The sequence below is a fragment of the Ruegeria sp. AA3 genome, from assembly GCF_056542905.1.
The window spans coordinates 76,417-95,414 of the sequence record NZ_JBQGAQ010000009.1 but is presented as its reverse complement, the minus strand read 5'-3'; the positions used below and the strand labels follow the sequence as shown (position 1 = coordinate 95,414).

Sequence of the window (18,998 nt, the reverse complement as noted above, 5' to 3'; positions counted from 1 at the left end):
CCTCAACGGGAATGAGTTTTCGGCTTTTACAGAAGATGCGGGATTTGTAAGGTCGCGCCGGAACACGCAAGAAGGGGGCCGCCTTTGTCCACAGTCACGCCGATGATGGCGCAATATCTTGAGATCAAAGAGGCCCATCTAGACGCCCTGTTGTTTTATCGCATGGGCGACTTCTATGAGATGTTCTTTGAAGATGCCGTCAACGCGGCCGAAGCGCTGGACATCGCCTTAACCAAGCGCGGAAAGCATAACGGAACCGACATTCCGATGTGCGGCGTGCCAGTGCATTCTGCTGAAGGGTATCTTCTGACCTTGATCCGCAAGGGCTTTCGTGTTGCGGTCTGTGAGCAGATGGAAAGCCCAGCGGAGGCGAAGAAAAGAGGCTCTAAATCAGTTGTAAAGCGCGATGTTGTGCGCTTGGTTACTCCGGGAACACTGACCGAAGACGCGCTTCTGGAGGCGCGGCGTCATAACTTTCTGGCCGCCTACTCCCAGGTACGGGATGAGGCCGCGCTGGCGTGGGCTGATATTTCCACGGGTGCGTTTCATGTAATGCCATTGACCTCCGTACGCCTCAGCCCCGAACTGGCGCGGCTTGCCCCGTCCGAGTTAATCGTGGCCGACGGGACAGAACAGATGTTGCAAGAACCGGTGCGCGATCTGGGCATTTCGTTAACCCCGGTGGGACGTGCCAGCTTTGACAGCACTGCTGCTGAAAAGCGCATCTGCGGCTTGTTTCACGTCGGCGCGCTGGATGCATTCGGCAATTTTGGACGCGCCGAAATTTCGGCTATGGGCGCGCTGATCGACTATTTGGAGATCACGCAGAAAGGAAAACTACCCCTTCTGCAAACTCCACTGAAAGAGTCCGAGGACCGGGTAGTGCAAATAGATGCGGCCACACGTCGTAATCTTGAACTGACCCGATCCTTGTCCGGTGGTCGCTCGGGCTCTTTGCTTTCGGTGGTTGATCGTACAGTTACACCAGGTGGCGCGCGATTGCTGGAACAGCGCCTATCCAGTCCTTCGCGCAATCTGGACGTCATTAACGCCCGGTTGGACGCCGTGAGTTTCGCAGCCGAAGACAGTCTAATTGCTTCGGAACTACGCGAAGCCCTACGTAAAACACCAGATCTGGACCGCGCCCTTTCTCGTCTGTCACTGGAACGCGGTGGTCCCCGTGACCTGGCTGCCATTCGTAACGGGCTGACTCAGGCTGCTGCGATTGCCGGAATTTGCGAGGGCCAGGATCTGCCAATCCTGCTGGCAACCGCTCTGCAGAACCTCGTTGGATTCGATGACCTACTGAACCTACTCGACGAGGCATTGATTGCTGAACCACCCCTCCTGGCGCGCGACGGTGGATTTATCGCTCCGGGTTTTGACGCCGAGCTGGACGAGGCCCGCACGCTGCGCGATGAAGGCCGTTCTGTTATTGCGGGGTTTCAGCAGAAATATGCGAAACACACTGGCATCACTTCGTTGAAGATCAAGCACAACAACGTGCTGGGCTATTTCATCGAAACCACGGCCACCCATGCCGAGAAGATGCTGAGCCCTCAATTCTCTGAGACTTATATCCACCGCCAGACCACCGCCAATCAGGTGCGATTCACAACCGTGGAACTGTCCGAGATCGAAACCCGCATCCTGAACGCTGGAAATCTGGCGTTGGAGATTGAAAAGCGGCTCTATCAAAGGCTTTCTGACGAAATTCTGGACTGTGCCGTCCGACTGAATCAAGCGGCTCGAGGCCTGGCAGAACTAGATCTGACCACTTCTTTGGCTGATCTAGCGCGTGGGGAAAGCTGGTGTCGTCCGCAGGTCGACAGCTCGCGCAGCTTTGAGGTGGAAGGTGGACGTCATCCGGTTGTTGAACACGCGTTGCGCCAGCAAGGCGGCGATGCTTTCGTTGCGAATGACTGCGATCTTAGCGCTGTAGATGGCGCCGCCATCTGGTTGCTGACCGGGCCGAACATGGCCGGTAAGTCGACCTTCTTGAGGCAGAACGCGCTGATTGCCTTGCTTGCTCAGATGGGCAGTTATGTCCCTGCTGAGCAAGCGCATATCGGGGTGGTCAGCCAGCTCTTCAGCCGCGTCGGCGCCTCAGATGATCTTGCGCGCGGTCGATCAACTTTCATGGTCGAAATGGTTGAAACCGCAGCCATCCTCAACCAGGCCGACGACCGCGCGCTGGTCATTCTTGATGAAATCGGCCGTGGCACTGCCACCTATGATGGACTTTCGATCGCCTGGGCCACGCTGGAACACCTACACGCCGCCAATCAATGCCGCGCTCTTTTTGCAACGCATTACCATGAATTGGCGGCTCTAGCAGGAAGTCTGGAGGGCGTAGACAACGCCACAGTAGCCGTCAAGGAATGGGAGGGAGAGGTGATCTTCCTTCACGAGGTTCATAAAGGTGCCGCCGACCGATCCTATGGCGTCCAGGTTGCTCAACTTGCTGGCCTGCCCGCCTCAGTTGTCGAACGCGCGCGTGTTGTTCTGGACCAGTTGGAAAAAACTGAGCGCGAAGGAGGCAAGCAAAAAGCCTTGATCGACGATCTGCCCTTGTTTTCAGCCGCTCCACCGCCGCCACCTCCCGCCCCCAAGGCCACACCCGTTACGGATATACTCGACGAAATCCTGCCGGACGAATTGACCCCGCGCGAAGCCCTTGACCTGATATACAAACTAAAAGAGGCGGCCAAATCCTGACCCCCCCCCTTCATCTTTTCAAAAATACTCTCGCCGAAGGCTTGGCTTCTTTGAAGCCAATCAGCCCGCAGGCATCGACGAAACACCTACCTGCGCCGGGCGCAACAGACGGTCGTGTAGCATGAAACCTTCTGCCGAAACCTGAATGATGTCGCCTGCTTTGGTGCCAGGAACCGGTGCCTCAAACATCGCTTCATGAACGTTCGGATCAAACCGGTCGCCCACCTCAGGTGTAATTACTTCGATACCGTGCTTCTGGAAAACGTCCTTCAGCGCACGCATGGTGAGTTCGACGCCTTCCAACAAGCCGGCAGCAAGCTCTTTTTGCTCATCGGTTGCGGCCTCGAGCGCCCGCTTCATGTTGTCATAGACCGGCAACATGTCACGCGCCAGCTTGGATCCACCGTACTGCTCGGCATCCCGACGTGCCTTATCGCCACGCTTACGGGCGTTTTCAGCGTCGGCAAGCGCACGCATGAATTTGTCTTTGTAGTCGTCGCGCTCTGCGCGCAATTCGTCCAACTCCAGAGCTTCATCGCTGATCTCAGCAAATTCCTCGGCCAGCTCTTCTGCTTCTGCGGACATGATGTCGTCCAGAAAATCTTCGTTCTTGGGCTCTGCCATCTCTTACCCTCTAGCTCCGGTCGGAAATCAACTTCCCAACCAGTTGCGCCGTATAATCCACGATCGGCACGATCCGTCCGTAATTCAGACGTGTGGGCCCGATGACCCCAACCGCACCGATTATCTTACGATCAGCGTTCATATATGGAGACACCACCAAAGAGGAACCCGAAAGTGAGAAAAGTTTGTTCTCAGAGCCAATAAAAATGCGCACACCCTCACCTTCCTCGGTCAATTCCAGGAATTCAGCGATGTCACGTTTGCGCTCAAGGTCATCAAACAGGGTGCGGATTCGATCCAGCTCCTCAGCCTGACCCGGTTCATTCAGTAGATTCGCGCGTCCGCGTACGATCAATCGAGCCGAGTCGCTGCCATCCCCGTCCCATGCAGCAATGCCGCTTTCGACCATCTCACGCGCCAAAATATCGATTTCCTGCTTCCGCGCATCTATCTGCGACAGCATCTGGCGACGCACTTCGCTAAGCGTACGCCCTTCGATCAGCGCATTGAGGAAGTTCGCAGCCTCACGCATCGAACTTGGTGTTTGCCCGGGCGGAGGTGTGAACAGCCGGTTTTCGACCTGCCCGTCCGAGAAGACCAGAACCACCAAAGCGCGATCATGACCGAGCGAGACAAATTCAATATGCTTGATCTCAGCCTCATGTTTGGGTGTCAGAACCAGCGAAGCGCCTTGTGTCACGTGTGACAATGCCGATCCCACACGATCTAACATTCCGCCAACATCGCCCGCGTTAGAGCCTAATGTTTCGTCCAGCTTCTGCCGATCATCCGCGCCCAGATCGCCCATTTCAAGCAATCCGTCGACGAACATCCGCAGCCCCTGCTGCGTCGGAATCCGACCAGCACTGACATGCGGGCTGTCCAGCAGGCCCAGGAATTCCAGATCCTGCATCACGTTACGCACGGTCGCCGCGCTGACTTTTTCCGAAAGCGTGCGTGTCAGGGTGCGGCTGCCGACCGGCTCACCGCTGTCCAGATAGCTTTCGACGATCAGCCGGAACACCTCACGTGACCGGTCGTTCATCTCGCTCAGAATTTTGCTCGCTTCGCTCATCGGCAATCCTCTGCTGGATCGTCATTAAATAGCAGGCACAAGAAAGGTCAATCGGGGTTGCATCGTAACGCTGCAGAGCGGTATCCCCAACCCAGCAAACAAAGGATTTTCCATGCGACCCTCAGGACGTGATCTAAACGAAATGCGCGCCGTTTCAATTGAAACCGGCTTTACCAAACATGCCGAAGGTTCCTGCCTGATCAAGATGGGTGACACCCATGTACTGTGCACCGCCACGATCGAGGACCGCGTTCCACCATTTATAAAAGGCTCGGGCCTGGGTTGGGTCACCGCCGAATACGGCATGCTGCCCCGCGCGACGAATACGCGGATGCGGCGTGAAGCGGCAAGCGGCAAGCAAGGTGGCCGCACCGTAGAGATTCAACGCCTGATCGGCCGTGCTCTGCGTGCCGGTGTAGACCGAGTTGCATTGGGTGAACGCCAGATCACTGTCGACTGCGATGTAATTCAGGCCGATGGCGGCACACGTTGTGCATCGATCACTGGCGGTTGGGTGGCGTTGCGTCTGGCAGTGAATAAGCTGATGAAAACAGGCGATGTTATTTCGGATCCTTTGGTTGATCCCGTCGCCGCCGTGTCCTGCGGAATCTACGCGGGTCAGCCAGTTTTGGACCTCGACTATCCCGAGGACAGCGAGGCCGGCGTCGATGGCAACTTTATCATGACCGGCTCTAACAAACTAATCGAAGTGCAAATGAGTGCCGAGGGATCCGTCTTTAGCCGCGCACAGATGGACCAATTGATGGATCTGGCGGAAAAGGGCGTGGCTGAACTGGCTGCCGCACAGAAAGCCGCCACCGCATGACTCGTAAGTTCAACGGGGACAAGCTGCTTGTCGCCACACACAACAAAGGCAAGCTTGAGGAGATGGCACATCTCCTCGAACCCTTTGGTGTTGCCGTCGTGGGTGCTGGTGAATTGGCCCTGCCTGAACCAGAAGAGACAGAGGATACCTTCGTCGGCAACGCACGGATTAAGGCCCACGCCGCCACGCAAGCCACCGGCCTGCCCGCCCTGTCGGACGATTCCGGAATCACAATTGACGCGCTGGATGGCGCGCCAGGCGTCTACACCGCCGATTGGGCAGAAACCGGCAATGGCCGTGATTTCCTGATGGCGATGACCCGCGCACATAACGAGCTGGAAGCGAAGAACGCTGCCCACCCTCGCACAGCGCAATTCCGCTGTACGCTGGTTCTGGCCTGGCCTGACGGGCATGACGAAGTGTTCGAAGGCGTGGCCCCAGGCCATTTGACCTGGCCAATTCGTGGCAAGGATGGTTTTGGCTATGACCCTATGTTTGTCCCCGAAGGACACGACATTACATTTGCCGAGATGGATCGTTGGGAAAAGAACAAGATCAGCCATCGCGGCCGCGCGGTGGAAATGTTCGTGAAAGGCTGCTTTGGCGGATGATTGGCGCAACGGGGGCTTTGGCCTGTATGTGCATTGGCCCTTTTGCGAGGCCAAGTGTCCTTATTGTGACTTCAACAGCCATGTTTCCAGGAGTATTGATCAAAAACAGTGGCTTAATAGCTATCTGAATGAGCTAAAGCGCGCAGCCAGTGAAACGCAAGGTCGGGTACTTAACACGATCTTTTTTGGCGGTGGCACGCCTTCGCTGATGGCGCCAGACACCATCTCTGCCATCATCGACGAGGCCCGCACCCTTTGGCGCCCCGCCAACGATATGGAGATCACACTTGAAGCCAACCCCGGCTCGGTCGAGGCTGGTCGCTTTGCAGCCTATCGCGATGCAGGTGTGAACCGTATTTCAATGGGTGTGCAGGCCCTCAACGACGATGACCTGCGCCGCCTGGGTCGTATTCACACTGTGGCTGAAGCCCGCGCCGCTTTTGATATTGCCCGTAGCTGCTTTGACCGTATCAGTTTTGATCTGATCTATGCCCGACAACATCAAACTCTGGACGCGTGGCGCGCTGAGTTGGCTGAGGCCCTGTCGATGGCGATCGATCACCTGTCGCTTTATCAACTCACCATCGAAGAGGGTACGGCGTTCGGAGATCGCTATGCAGTTGGTAAGCTCCGCGGTCTGCCCGAGGATGACAGCGCGGCGGAGATGTATCTGGCCACGCAAGAGATATGCGAGGCCCATGGTTTACCCGCCTATGAGGTCTCAAACCACGCCCGATCCGGAGCGGAGTCTCAGCACAACCTGATCTATTGGCGCTATGGTGATTACGTGGGTATCGGGCCAGGCGCACACGGGCGGATCACCCTTGATGGCCACAAATTTGCGACCGAGACCTTTCTTTCGCCAACCAAATGGCTGGCCGCCGTTGAAAATGGAAGTGGAGAAAGCAACCGGTTCCAACTAACACAGCGTGAACAAGCGTTTGAATACCTTATGATGTGCCTTAGGATTACAGAGGGCCTAAATATAGATAGATACAAGCAACTCTCGGGCGAAGACCTGCCGCAGGAAAAACTTGATACGCTGGCCGATCTGGGCATGTTGACCCTGGAAGACGACCAGCTTCGCGCCACATCTCAGGGCCGCGCCGTTCTCAATGCCGTTATCCGAGAGCTATTGGAGTAACAAATGCGATATCTCTGGGCTGGTTTGGGGTTGGTCTGCGTCGCGCTCGCCATGGTTGGAGTGGTCTTACCCTTGCTTCCAACAGTGCCGTTTCTTCTGCTCGCGGCATTTTTCTTTGCGCGCTCTTCATCAAGGCTACATAATTGGCTGCTAACCCATCAGACCTTTGGTCCGCTAATTGTCGACTGGCAGAGCTCGGGCGTAATTAGGCCTGGCGCAAAAAAGGCGGCCACCCTGTCGGTTGCCGCCGTATTTGGCCTGTCGGTGTTGCTGTCCGTGCCTTCACACGTCCTGATCATTCAGGCCGTTGTGCTAAGCGGCGTCATGCTTTTTATCTGGACCCGCCCTAGCGGCTAAGCTTTGCGCAAAGATCATCCAGCTGATCAAGGTTTTCATAAGACAAAACCACCTGCCCCGTTTCTGATCCAGGTTTGTGGTTGATGGTGACCTTCATTGCCAGAATAGCTGACAAATCCTTTTCGAGGGCGCGCGTATCTGCATCTTTCCCAGCATTTAGATTTCTGGATTTCAGTGCTGGCTTATCCGGACCATCTTGTTGTTTTTTGACCAGCGCTTCAGTAGCCCGCACGGAAAGACCGTCACGCACTACTTGTTTGGCCAATTCCGAAGGATCTGCTGCTGTGATCAAGGCCCTTGCATGACCGGCAGACAATTTCCCCTCAATCACAAGTGTTTGCACATCCATTGGCAAAGACAGCAGACGCAACAGGTTGGCAATATGGCTTCGGCTTTTACCCAAAGCTTCGGCAAGTTTTTCCTGCGTGTGTCCAAAGCGATCCATCAACTGCTTGAATCCTGCCGCTTCCTCCACGGCATTCAGATCAGCACGCTGAATATTCTCGATAATCGCGACTTCGAGCACCTCGGTATCATCAAATTCGCGAATAATTACTGGAATATCATGGAGTTGCGCCATCTGAGCGGCGCGCCACCGGCGCTCACCGGCGACAATCTCATATTGGCCACCTGCTATACTTCGCACAATCAAAGGTTGAATAATGCCTTTTTCTTTGACTGATGCGGCAAGTTCATCCAGCTGCTCTTGCGCAAATCGACGTCTCGGCTGATCCGGGTTTGCCTGCAGCTTCTCAATCGGCACTGTAAGGTCGGGGCGGCGAGGTTCCGACGAGATACGACCATCTGCTTCTGGTGCAACATCAGCCATTAATGCCGACAATCCGCGACCTAGTCCTCGGGGTTTTCCTTTCCTGGCATTCATGTTGCCCTCCTGACGGCCACTTAGATGGCTACTTTGTTGTTCTTATACATGACTTCTCGCGCCAAATGCCGATATGCCATCGCCCCGAGTGAGCCCGAATCATATTGCAGTACTGGAAGCGCATATGATGGCGCCTCGCTGACCCGCACATTTCTTGGTATCTTGGTCTTAAATACCATCTGACCAAGATTGTCACGAGCGTCCTTTTCGACCTGACGGGACAAGTTGTTGCGGTTGTCATACATGGTCAACACAACACCTTCGATCCTGAGGTCAGGATTCGCGGTCTGACGTACTTCGCGGATAGTCAGCATCAACTGCGACAAGCCTTCGAGTGCAAAGAACTCGCTTTGCAAGGGCACAAGGACAGAATGAGCTGCTACCATGGCGTTTACAGTGAGCAAATTCAAAGATGGCGGACAATCGATCAGAACAAAATCCAGATCAAACGAGTCAATCGCCGTCTGGCGCAGCGCATCATGCAATAAATAGCTGCGTTTCTCATTCGAGATCAGCTCAATATCTGCTGAACTTAGGTCAACGGTGGCCGGAATTACAAAAAGATCTTTAATTTCTGTTTCCTGTACCACTGCTTCCAACGATGCGTCGTCCAATATTAGGTCATAGGTTGTCCAATCGCGATCTTCGACCCCCAATCCCGTTGAGGCATTGCCCTGGGGGTCAAGATCTACGACCAAAACCTTGCAACCTGCCTCGGCCAACCCAGCTGCCAGATTGATTGCAGTCGTGGTTTTCCCCACCCCGCCTTTTTGATTGGCAACCGCGATTATCCGAGGTCCGGCAGGACGAGACAGATCAACCACGCGCAACTCCTTTGATTTTCAGGATAACAGACTGAGGTTCTGTAAGACTTTTAATAGGATCGGCGTCGAAATTCCATTCCTTGCGTGCGTCTAAAAGCTCTTTTTTCCAGGTTGCGCCTTTTGGCAACAAAGCTACACCATTTTCACCTAAATGCCTGTCGCAAAAAGATAATAAGTTGGTCAAATCCGCCAATGCCCGAGCCGACAAGATATCCGCGCCCAAGGGATCAATTGCTTCGATTCTTCGTGCTAAGACCGTGCAATTCGCCCCGCATTCCCGGGCCACATTTCGAAGAAATGCGGATTTTCTCTGATCACTTTCAACCAACGTAAATCGGGTTTCTGGTGCGGACTCTAATGCCATAATAGCACAGACCATTCCGGGAAACCCGCCACCGCTGCCTAAATCAACCCAATGATCCACAGGCTTTGATGTTCTGAATACTTGAACTGAATCTTGAATATGACGAACCCAGATATCCTTCAGGCTGTTCCTTGAAACTAGATTGATTCTCGGATTCCAACGCTCAAGCAATGCAACATAGATCGCGAGACGTTCGAATGTTTCACGTGAAACATTCAGTTTCTCAGCGATGGCAACGCCTTGACCTTTCATGCGTTGCGAGCTTTCACGTCGCGCCGGAGCTTAGCCAGGACCAAAGTTAATGCAGCCGGGGTCACACCTTCAACGCGACCAGCTTGAGCAATATTGGCCGGTTTGGCTTGTGACAGCTTTTGCTTCATTTCCGACGATAATCCGTCCAGTCCAAAATAGTTGAAATCCCGAGGTATTTCATGGGTCTCGTCTCGCTTCATTGCTTCAACATCACGTTGCTGGCGCGCTATGTAGTTTGCATACAAGGCATCGCGTTCAACCTGACGGCGGATTTCCCTCTCTGTTCCTTCCAATTCAGGTTCAAGCAGGACAATATTTTCAAAAGACACGTCAGGAAAGGCGAGTACAGCCATCCCGTCGCGACGATTTCCATCCTGATTAACATTAATCCCAGCAGCCAAAATTTCTTTAGGAGTATACGTTCGCGCAGTTAGACTGGCCTTGGCAGCCGCTAGCTTTTCGAGCTTAGTCGCGAATAGGCCCCGGCGCTGCGCCCCAACACAGCCCAGTTCCTCCCCTATCGGGGTCAGTCTTTGATCTGCATTATCAGCACGGAGGGATAGCCGAAACTCAGCCCGTGACGTGAACATCCTATAAGGTTCAGCAACCCCGCGGGTGGTAAGATCATCAATCATCACCCCGATGTAGCTGTCTGAACGGGTAAAATAGAAGGGCGCTCGAGACTGCACCTCTAACGCAGCATTCAACCCGGCGACCAAGCCTTGTGCAGCCGCCTCCTCATATCCTGTAGTACCGTTGATCTGACCCGCAAGATATAGACCAGGCACATCAGGAACGGACAAAGACGCCGACAGGATACGCGGGTCAACATAATCGTATTCGATCGCATATCCTGGTTGCAGGATTTTTGCATGTTCTAGTCCAACAATCGATTGAACGTAGGCAGCCTGAACATCTTCCGGCAACGAGGTAGAAATACCATTTGGGTATACTGTATTATCCTGAACCCCTTCCGGTTCCAAGAATATCTGATGGGACTCCTTGTCCGCAAATCGAACGATCTTATCTTCAATGGACGGGCAATACCTTGGGCCGACACCATCGATATGCCCGCCATACATGGCAGAACGCGATATATTTTTTTCTATAATCTCATGCGTTTGTGCGTTCGTGTGAGTTATACCACATGCAATTTGTGGGGCTGTCACCGACCTAGACATGAATGAAAACAGGGTTGGCTCCGCGTCGCCATCCTGACGTTCTAATATATCCCAGTTTATGGTCCGGCCATCCAATCGGGGAGGCGTACCAGTCTTCAGGCGCGCCATGGGCAATGCAAACTCATCTAAGCGCTCTGCCAGCCGAATTGATGGGCGATCGCCCATACGACCTCCGGGACGAGACACGTCCCCAATATGGATTACTCCGCGTAAGAATGTTCCAGACGTCAAAATGACCGCCTGCGCCGGAACCTCAGATTCGTCTGCTAGCTTAACTCCGACAACACGATGACCGTCCATCAGGAATTCAATTACTTCTCCTGTGATAACCGATAAGTTGTATTGTTTCTCAGTTTCTTCTGCCATGGCAGCCCGGTAAAGGGCCCGGTCTGCTTGCGCCCTGGGGCCCTGAACAGCCGGGCCTTTGCGCCGGTTCAACAAACGAAACTGAATACCTGCACGATCCGCGACGCGCCCCATTACACCATCAAGTGCATCGATCTCTCGAACCAGATGTCCTTTACCTAGCCCTCCAATCGCCGGATTACACGACATGACGCCGATGTCCTGTTCAGACAGAGTCACCAAAGCAGTTTTAACGCCCATGCGCGCTGCTGCATGTGCGGCTTCGGTACCTGCGTGCCCGGCACCGATAACAAGGACATCAAATTTTGAATGTTTCACGTGAAACACTCCTCATTTACCTAAGCAGAAACTAGCGAAGATCTCATCCAGAAGGGTTTCGACATCTATTCGTCCAACCAGAGATTCAAGAGCGCGAATGGCTGTTCGCAGTTCCTCAGCTGCTATATCATACATATCTGGTCCCGATTCCAGAACTGTCTGTCCCGCAGCCAACGCTTCCGCTGCCTTTGTCATCGCAACCCGATGGCGCTCGCGGGTCGCAATACCATGGCTAGTAGCCCGATCACTTAAGATACACGATATATTGTCGATAAGGTAGTCAATTCCCTGCCCGGTTTTACCGGATATCCCACGCCCATCAGCTTCTCGTAAGTCAGATTTCGGCAAAACATGAATGTCATCTTCCTGCATCTGAATGCCTAAATCGTCAGGTGTATCCGTTAGGAATACACGCAAGTCAGCAGCATCGGCCCGTTTGCGGGCCAGCTCGATCCCTAGATTTTCGACATGATCTTCGGTTTCTCTCAAACCGGCTGTATCAAGCAGAGTAACTGGTAATCCTGCAAGATCCATACGAACTTCGATCACATCACGCGTTGTCCCGGCATATTCAGACGTAATAGCCGCCTCGCGTCCAGCTAAGGCATTCAACAAAGTCGATTTCCCCGCATTTGGAAGACCAACAATGGCAACTTCAAAGCCAGAGCGGATCCGCTCAGCGATGCGAACACCTTTCGCCTCTCGGGTCAGTTCGCCCATGACATCTGAAATCAATGTGCGGACTTCGGGCGTTACATCTGTGGGCACCTCTTCATCGGCAAAATCAATCACAGCCTCAAGCAAGGATGCCGCACGGATCAGATCGCGCCGCCACCCTTCAGCCAAGCTGCCCAAAGCACCTGCCAAAATTATTTGCGCCTGTTTCCGCTGCGCTTCGGTTTCTGCGTCAATCAGATCTGCAAGGCCTTCGACTTGCGCCAAATCCATCTTACTGTTTTCCAAAGCGCGCCGGGTAAACTCACCCGGCTCTGCCAGACGGAGATCATCCATATCCGACAAAGATGCCAATACGGCGTTAACCGAAGCCATGCTACCATGAATCTGAAGTTCGGCCACGTCCTCTCCCGTAAAGCTGGAGGGAGCCTTGAAGGTCAGGACCAAACCCTCATCCAACCGCGTCCCATCGGCGGCGCTAAGCGTCCGAACCGTCATCCCGCGTGATGGCAGGCCTCCACCGGCCAAAATGTTGGCCGCAGAATGCGCATGCGGGCCAGAGAGGCGGATGACCGCCACCCCTGCTTTGCCTTGCGCGCTGGCCAAGGCGAATATCGTATCCATTCGAAGGCCTCGCGTTGGTTAAGACCTGTGTCAGGTGTTCATCGAATCGAAGAACTCGCCGTTCGTCTTCGTCTGTTTCAACTTCGACAACAGGAACTCGATCGCATCGGTCGTACCCATCGGGTTAAGGATGCGGCGCAGAACGAAGGTCTTGGCCAAATCACCCTTATCGACCAGCAGGTCCTCTTTCCTTGTGCCGGACTTGAGGATGTCTATGGCCGGGAACACACGCTTGTCCGCGATCTTGCGATCCAGAACGATTTCCGAGTTGCCGGTGCCTTTGAATTCTTCAAAGATCACTTCGTCCATCCGGCTACCGGTATCGATCAGGGCGGTGGCGATGATGGTCAGCGAACCGCCCTCTTCGATATTCCGCGCCGCACCAAAGAATCGCTTAGGCCGTTGAAGGGCATTTGCGTCCACACCACCGGTCAGAACTTTACCCGAGGATGGCACCACGGTGTTAAACGCCCTACCAAGTCTTGTGATTGAATCGAGAAGAATAACAACATCTCGTTTATGTTCGACAAGACGCTTCGCTTTTTCGATCACCATCTCGGATACGGCCACGTGGCGCGTTGCAGGTTCATCGAAGGTCGAAGACACAACTTCCCCCTTCACCGAGCGCTGCATGTCGGTCACCTCTTCCGGGCGTTCGTCGATCAGCAGGACGATCAGATAACACTCCGGGTGGTTCTGCTCGATCGAATGCGCGATGTTCTGCAGGATCACCGTCTTACCGGTCCGCGGTGGCGCCACGATCAGCGAACGCTGACCTTTACCAATCGGTGAAACCAGATCGATCACGCGGGCCGATTTGTCCTTGATGGTCGGATCTTCGATTTCCATTTTCAGACGCTCATCTGGGTACAGAGGCGTCAGGTTGTCGAACAGGATCTTGTGCTTGGCTTTTTCCGGATTCTCAAAGTTGATCTTGGTGACGTTGGTCAGCGCAAAGTAACGCTCGTTTTCGTCAGGCGCTTTGATCTCACCTTCAACCGTATCTCCGGTGCGCAGCGAATGCTTACGGATCATGTCAGGCGAAACATAGATGTCATCTGGGCCCGGCAGGTAGTTCGCTTCAGGCGAGCGCAGGAAGCCAAAGCCGTCCTGCAGCACTTCCAGCACGCCATCGCCACCGATGGTCCATCCCTCATCCGCACGTTCGCGCAGAATCTGGAACATCATTTCGCCTTTGCGCATGGTCGAGGCGTTCTCGATCTCAAGCTCCTCGGCCATGGCGAGCAGGTCTTTGGGGCTTTTGGCCTTAAGGTCAGCCAGATTCAGGGATTCAGTTGTCATGATGATACGAACCTCGGCCGCTTGGACCGCGGCACCAGAGTGGAATTTCAGAACGGAAGATACCTCGCCCGGACGGGCGCGTTACGCGATAGATAAGCGCTTACTTAAGAAGAGTCAAACAGGCCCTTAGAACTTCAGAACGACCGCCAGAACGATCACAACCATCAGAATGGTCGGAACTTCATTCATCATGCGATACTGCCGCCCAGTGAGCTTATTTCGCCCCTCAGCAAGGTCCTTGCGCCGTGCAATCAACCAATGATGAAACCAGGTCATTCCGATCACAGCTGCACCTTTGACCCAAGGCCAGCTCCAATCCCATCCAACGATACCGGGCGTGAACACCATGATCAGCCCGCAGACCCAGGCAACGATCATTGCTGGACGCATGATCACGCGCATCAGCTTTTCTTCCATTTCGAAGAAAATTTCCTGCGCACCATTCACGGACTGCGCTTTTTCGACGTGATATACAAACAGTCTGGGCAAATAGAACAACCCGGCCATCCAAGAAATCACCGCCATGATGTGCAGTGATTTCACCCAAGGGTATATTTTAAAAAGAATGTCGGTCATTGGGCTTCCTGGATTTGCCTGAAACCCTCCTAATAAAAAAATATAGAAAGAAAAAGGAAGATGGTTTTGTAGGGAGATCAAATTCGGTGGATTACTTTTTTGTCCTGCATTTTTCCCCAGGTGGACAAAACAATTAGCTGCGCTGTAGAATCTATTGATATTTCTAAAAACAACATAATTACAGATACTTAATGTGATCACTTATAATATTATCTGTGGATAACCAATAGGGTATCTTGGGATAGCCTGCTTATCCGATCTTTTCGACTTATCCTTATCCCATCTGGACAGGATCCGGGCGACTCGGGGAAGTCTTGCTCCAAATTCCCGGGGTTGCGTGTCAACCGGAAAGCCATACAAACCGTTCAAGACTACTCAATGATTTGCACACGGGGTTTTCCACATGACTGTCCCCATAGTCCTTGCCTCGGGGTCCGAGATCCGCGCGCAGCTGCTAAAAAACGCAGGCGTCCCGTTTTCAGTTCAGATCGCGCGTGTGGATGAAGATACGGCCAAGCGTTCGCTATTGGCCGAGCGGGCATCGCCCCGCGATATCGCTGATGCACTGGCCGAGATGAAGGCGCGTAAAATTAGTGACAAGGTTCCGGGTGCCATGGTCGTGGGCTGTGATCAGGTTCTGGACTTCGATGGTCAGCTTCTGTCGAAACCGGAAACGCCGGAAGAAGCACTGGCGCAGCTAAAAGCAATGCGCGGCAAGCGGCATATGTTGCTGTCCGCCGCGGTGATCTATCAGGATGGTGAACCGATCTGGCGGCATGTCGGTCAGGTGCGCTTGCGGATGCGGGCCAGCTCGGATGCCTATCTGCGCGATTATGTGGCGCGCAACTGGGAAAGCATTCGTCATGCGGTGGGGGCCTATAAGCTGGAAGAAGAAGGTGCACGTCTGTTCGCTACCATTGACGGCGACTATTTTAACGTCTTGGGTATGCCCCTGTTGGAGCTGCTTAATTTGCTGGCCGTGAAGGGAGTGATCGATCAATGACGGACCATCGAATTCCTCTGGCCGGAGTGATTGGGCATCCGGTTGCGCATTCCCGGTCACCAAAGCTGCACGGTCATTGGCTGAAAACCTATGGGTTGGCAGGGCATTATATCCCGATGGATGTCGCGCCGGCCGATCTGGAAACTGTTCTGCACACGCTGCCCAAAGCCGGGTTTGTTGGGGCCAATGTGACTGTGCCGCACAAGGAAGCGGCTTTGCGTTTGGCAGATCACGTCTCGGACCGGGCCTCGGTCATCGGGGCGGCAAATACACTTGTATTTCGCGAGGATGGCTCGATTCATGCGGACAATACGGATGGGTACGGCTTCATGGCAAATCTGCGCGCGGGTGCGCCGGATTGGAACCCGGCGGATGGTCCGGCGGTTGTATTTGGTGCAGGTGGTGCCGCCCGTGCTGTTTTGCAGGCTTTGGCAGAGGCTGGCGTGCCAGAAATCTTGCTGACAAACCGCACGCGCACGCGCGCCGATCATTTGAAAGAAGAATTCGGCCAGCGGATCACAGTCGTGGATTGGGTGCAGGCAGGAAACGTGATCGAGAATGCCGAACTGGTCGTCAATACGACTTCGTTGGGTATGCAGGGGCAGCCGGAACTGCGCGTTCCGCTGGACGGATTGCAACCCGGCGCTGTTGTCACCGACCTGGTTTATGCACCGCTTCAAACGCGTCTCTTGCAACAGGCGGAAGAGGCGGGATGTACCACTGTCGACGGGTTGGGAATGCTACTGCATCAGGCTGTTCCCGGATTTGAACGCTGGTTCGGTGTCCGTCCTGAAGTTGATCCCGAAACGCGCGCGGCGGCCTTGGCATGAGTTTTGCACTCGGGCTCACCGGATCAATCGGGATGGGCAAAAGCACAACCGCTCAGATGTTCGCAGATGAAGGGTGCGCGCTTTGGGATGCGGATGCGGCGGTCCATCGGCTTTATGCAAAGGGTGGTTCTGCAGTTGAGCCCATGCGCAACGCGTTTCCATCTGCGATTGTGAAGGAAGCCGTTAGCCGCGAAGCTCTAAAAAAGATCATTTCGAATGATTCTAATGCATTGAAAATAATTGAGAATATCGTACACCCTTTGGTTGCCGAGGATCGCGCGGCGTTTCGTGCAGCGACCTCAGCCGATATCCTGGTGTTTGACATTCCATTGTTGTTTGAAACCGGCGGTGAAACTGTAATGGACGCCGTGGTCTGTGTCCGGGTTCCGGCTGATGAACAAAAACGACGCGTCATGGCGCGTGGTACGATGACTGAGGAACAGTTTGAGCAGATCCGTGCCAAACAGATGACTAATGACGAGAAATGTGCCCGGTCTGATTTTGTGATTGAAACGGATAGTCTGGACCATGCCCGCGTGCAGGTGCAGGATGTGATCAGGCAGATACGGGCGGGGATGGTAGATGCGTGAGATTGTACTCGATACCGAGACCACCGGGTTTGATCCTGAAAGCGGTGACCGGATTGTCGAGATCGGCGCAGTGGAGCTGTGGAACCACGTGGCCACGGGAGAGACCTATCATGTCTATATCAACCCGGAACGCTCAATGCCTGATGAGGCGTTCGGGATTCACGGAATCGGCCCCGACTTGCTGGAGAATCCACGCCCGCCGGAAAAAGGCGAAGTGACGCTTAAGGACAAGCCTGTCTTTGCCAAAGTTGGGCAAGGACTTCGCGATTTTGTGGGCGACGCCAAGCTGGTGATCCACAACGCCTCGTTCGACATGAAGTTTCTGAATGCCGAGTTGAGGTGGATGGGCGCGTCACTGATTCCCATGGATCAGGCAATCGACACACTGGCCATAGCGCGTAAACGGTTCCCGGGCTCGCCCGCCTCGCTGGATGCGTTGTGTCGTCGGTTTGGTATCGATAATTCGAACCGGGTGTTACACGGGGCGCTTCTGGACTCGGAGATCCTTGCCGAAGTGTATCTGGAGCTGATCGGAGGACGTCAGCCTGATTTCGGCCTGTCGGCAACTACAACCGCGATGGCCGGAGGCGGAGAAGAATGGCGCCCAACGGCACGACCCAATGCATTGCCACCCCGGATTACCGAGGATGAACGCGCAGCACATCAGGAATTTGTGGAAAAACTGGGCGACAATGCCCTGTGGACCCGCGCCTGACCATAGCCAGCCGCGGGTCAATGTCTTAAGCGTCGGTTTTTTGCGCTTGTGCGGCCTGACGGCGTGCCAGTTCGTTGCGATAAAGTGCCACGAAATCAATGTTATCCAGATTGACCGGTGGGAACCCACCGTCGCGGGTGATATCGCTGACGATGCGACGCAGGAAGGGGAACAGCATGCGAGGGCATTCGATCATAAGGAACGGATGCACCTGATCCTCGGGCACGCCCTCCACGTGGAACAACCCGCAATAGTCGATCTCACACAGGAACAATACGTCTTCCAGGCCTTTGGCTTTAGAAGTCAGCTTCAGCTTGATCGAAACTTCGAATTGATGCTCGGTCGGGCGCTTCTTGGCATCCAGATTCACCTGAACCGAAATCTCTGGCTGTACATCGCCTGAGACGCCTTTCTGCGCCATCACGTTCTCAAAAGACATATCACGAATGAATTGCCCCAGGACGCGCATTTGAACCTGTGGTGCGGCTTGTGCCGCTGTGTTTTCTTTGGCGTCTTCTTCGGCCATTTACTTACTCCGGAATTGAAATTCGACACTGCTTATCAATTTGGGCGCGGTACCTCAATGCTGGTGCGGACCTTCCACCCATTTAGAGGGCTTTCCGGGTTCGTTACGCGGCCGGACTTCAGTGAATTCACCATCAATCACGTCGTCCTGATTGAACGGGTCAGGACCTGTTCGAAACTGCGCGCCGGTGCCCATTTGGAATTGGGTGATGGTCGCCTTGGATTTCAGATAGCGGAACACAGCAACGCGGATGCCCGGAACCAGCAATGCAAAACCAACCGCATCGGTGAAAAATCCGGGGGTCAACAACAATACACCCGACAAAAGGATCATAGCCCCATGTGCAAGCGGTTCGGTCGGGTCGTCCAATTCGGCAAAGGATCGCTGTAGATTGGCCAATGCCGTGCGACCTTGTGTCCGGACCAATACAGTGCCCAGAACGGCAGTCAGGACTACGATCGCAAGCGTTGGCCATAGTCCGATCAGCCCGCCAACTTGTATGAACAGGGCGATCTCAATGATCGGAACTAATAAAAAAGCCAAGAACAGGTACATTTGCGGTATCCTTTAGCATGTGCCGGGCTGTGGACTTGCGCCCAACTGTCACCTACATA

At 54.2% G+C, this 18,998-nt stretch carries 20 protein-coding genes; 9 read left to right on the top strand and 11 right to left on the bottom strand.

The genetic code is table 11. From position 1 onward, the window contains the following. The first annotated feature begins 102 nt into the window (after positions 1 to 102). Complete coding sequence (gene mutS, locus ACR0JR_RS15835; protein ID WP_480457023.1) at positions 103 to 2,718, top strand: DNA mismatch repair protein MutS; 2,616 nt, start codon at positions 103 to 105, stop codon at positions 2,716 to 2,718. A 60-nt stretch (positions 2,719 to 2,778) separates the two neighbouring features. On the opposite strand, the gene ACR0JR_RS15830 is transcribed toward mutS, so the two are convergent. Next, a complete protein-coding gene (locus tag ACR0JR_RS15830) occupies positions 2,779 to 3,342 on the bottom strand; it encodes a nucleotide exchange factor GrpE (RefSeq protein ID WP_010442968.1) in 564 nt (187 codons plus the stop codon). 10 nt (positions 3,343 to 3,352) lie between these two features. Further along, entirely contained in the window at positions 3,353 to 4,417 is a 1,065-nt protein-coding gene (gene hrcA / locus ACR0JR_RS15825; protein ID WP_010442969.1) for a heat-inducible transcriptional repressor HrcA, read from the bottom strand. 112 nt (positions 4,418 to 4,529) lie between these two features. Here hrcA and rph point away from each other — a divergent pair, with 112 nt between their 5' ends. From rph to ACR0JR_RS15805, 4 genes are read left to right on the top strand one after another with little or no spacing between them, the layout of a single operon-like run. Continuing rightward, the gene (gene rph / locus ACR0JR_RS15820; protein ID WP_480456970.1) at positions 4,530 to 5,243 is read left to right on the top strand and encodes a ribonuclease PH; all 714 of its coding nucleotides are present in this window, start codon (positions 4,530 to 4,532) and stop codon (positions 5,241 to 5,243) included. Beyond that, positions 5,240 to 5,854 carry an RdgB/HAM1 family non-canonical purine NTP pyrophosphatase gene (gene rdgB / locus ACR0JR_RS15815; RefSeq protein ID WP_480456969.1) on the top strand — a complete coding sequence of 205 codons (615 nt, stop codon included), beginning with the start codon at positions 5,240 to 5,242 and terminating at the stop codon, positions 5,852 to 5,854. Before rph ends, rdgB begins: the two co-directional genes overlap by 4 nt. Further along, positions 5,844 to 6,998 (top strand): radical SAM family heme chaperone HemW, encoded by a 1,155-nt coding sequence (gene hemW / locus ACR0JR_RS15810; protein WP_480456968.1) that lies wholly within the window; start codon positions 5,844 to 5,846, stop codon positions 6,996 to 6,998. Before rdgB ends, hemW begins: the two co-directional genes overlap by 11 nt. 3 nt (positions 6,999 to 7,001) lie before the next feature. Beyond that, the gene (locus ACR0JR_RS15805) at positions 7,002 to 7,355 is read left to right on the top strand and encodes a YbaN family protein (protein ID WP_480456967.1); all 354 of its coding nucleotides are present in this window, start codon (positions 7,002 to 7,004) and stop codon (positions 7,353 to 7,355) included. On the opposite strand, the gene ACR0JR_RS15800 is transcribed toward ACR0JR_RS15805, so the two are convergent. The 7 genes from ACR0JR_RS15800 to ACR0JR_RS15770 form a co-directional block, all read right to left on the bottom strand. Continuing rightward, entirely contained in the window at positions 7,345 to 8,238 is an 894-nt protein-coding gene (locus tag ACR0JR_RS15800) for a ParB/RepB/Spo0J family partition protein (RefSeq protein WP_480456966.1), read from the bottom strand. The two genes, ACR0JR_RS15805 and ACR0JR_RS15800, sit on opposite strands and share 11 nt — an antisense overlap. Positions 8,239 to 8,258: 20 nt before the next feature. Further along, on the bottom strand, positions 8,259 to 9,062 hold the full coding sequence (locus ACR0JR_RS15795) for a ParA family protein (RefSeq protein ID WP_480456965.1): 804 nt from the start codon (positions 9,060 to 9,062) through the stop codon (positions 8,259 to 8,261). Next, positions 9,055 to 9,678, bottom strand: a complete 624-nt coding sequence (rsmG, locus tag ACR0JR_RS15790) for a 16S rRNA (guanine(527)-N(7))-methyltransferase RsmG (RefSeq protein WP_480456964.1) — start codon at positions 9,676 to 9,678, stop codon at positions 9,055 to 9,057. The genes ACR0JR_RS15795 and rsmG overlap by 8 nt, the downstream gene beginning before the upstream one ends. Further along, on the bottom strand, positions 9,675 to 11,543 hold the full coding sequence (gene mnmG, locus ACR0JR_RS15785) for a tRNA uridine-5-carboxymethylaminomethyl(34) synthesis enzyme MnmG (RefSeq protein ID WP_480456963.1): 1,869 nt from the start codon (positions 11,541 to 11,543) through the stop codon (positions 9,675 to 9,677). Before mnmG ends, rsmG begins: the two co-directional genes overlap by 4 nt. Before the next feature lie 12 nt (positions 11,544 to 11,555). Continuing rightward, positions 11,556 to 12,842 (bottom strand): tRNA uridine-5-carboxymethylaminomethyl(34) synthesis GTPase MnmE, encoded by a 1,287-nt coding sequence (gene mnmE, locus ACR0JR_RS15780; RefSeq protein WP_480456962.1) that lies wholly within the window; start codon positions 12,840 to 12,842, stop codon positions 11,556 to 11,558. Positions 12,843 to 12,872: 30 nt separating this feature from the next. Continuing rightward, entirely contained in the window at positions 12,873 to 14,144 is a 1,272-nt protein-coding gene (rho, locus tag ACR0JR_RS15775; RefSeq protein WP_010442979.1) for a transcription termination factor Rho, read from the bottom strand. A gap of 126 nt (positions 14,145 to 14,270) precedes the next feature. Continuing rightward, positions 14,271 to 14,720, bottom strand: coding sequence for a CopD family protein (locus tag ACR0JR_RS15770; RefSeq protein WP_480456961.1), 450 nt, complete (start codon positions 14,718 to 14,720; stop codon positions 14,271 to 14,273). A 403-nt stretch (positions 14,721 to 15,123) separates the two neighbouring features. Between ACR0JR_RS15770 and ACR0JR_RS15765 the strand changes: the two genes are divergently transcribed. The 4 genes from ACR0JR_RS15765 to dnaQ are packed head-to-tail and all read left to right on the top strand — an operon-like array spanning position 15,124 to position 17,858. After that, entirely contained in the window at positions 15,124 to 15,723 is a 600-nt protein-coding gene (locus ACR0JR_RS15765) for a Maf family protein (protein ID WP_480456960.1), read from the top strand. After that, entirely contained in the window at positions 15,720 to 16,553 is an 834-nt protein-coding gene (locus ACR0JR_RS15760) for a shikimate dehydrogenase (protein WP_170773574.1), read from the top strand. The genes ACR0JR_RS15765 and ACR0JR_RS15760 overlap by 4 nt, the downstream gene beginning before the upstream one ends. Continuing rightward, on the top strand, positions 16,550 to 17,143 hold the full coding sequence (gene coaE, locus ACR0JR_RS15755; RefSeq protein WP_480456959.1) for a dephospho-CoA kinase: 594 nt from the start codon (positions 16,550 to 16,552) through the stop codon (positions 17,141 to 17,143). Before ACR0JR_RS15760 ends, coaE begins: the two co-directional genes overlap by 4 nt. After that, positions 17,136 to 17,858 carry a DNA polymerase III subunit epsilon gene (gene dnaQ / locus ACR0JR_RS15750; RefSeq protein WP_480456958.1) on the top strand — a complete coding sequence of 241 codons (723 nt, stop codon included), beginning with the start codon at positions 17,136 to 17,138 and terminating at the stop codon, positions 17,856 to 17,858. The genes coaE and dnaQ overlap by 8 nt, the downstream gene beginning before the upstream one ends. A gap of 25 nt (positions 17,859 to 17,883) precedes the next feature. On the opposite strand, the gene secB is transcribed toward dnaQ, so the two are convergent. Beyond that, positions 17,884 to 18,384: a protein-export chaperone SecB gene (gene secB, locus ACR0JR_RS15745; protein ID WP_010442985.1), complete on the bottom strand. Its 501-nt coding sequence runs from the start codon at positions 18,382 to 18,384 to the stop codon at positions 17,884 to 17,886. Positions 18,385 to 18,438: 54 nt separating this feature from the next. Then, on the bottom strand, positions 18,439 to 18,939 hold the full coding sequence (locus tag ACR0JR_RS15740; RefSeq protein ID WP_480456957.1) for an FxsA family protein: 501 nt from the start codon (positions 18,937 to 18,939) through the stop codon (positions 18,439 to 18,441). Positions 18,940 to 18,998 lie beyond the last annotated feature (59 nt).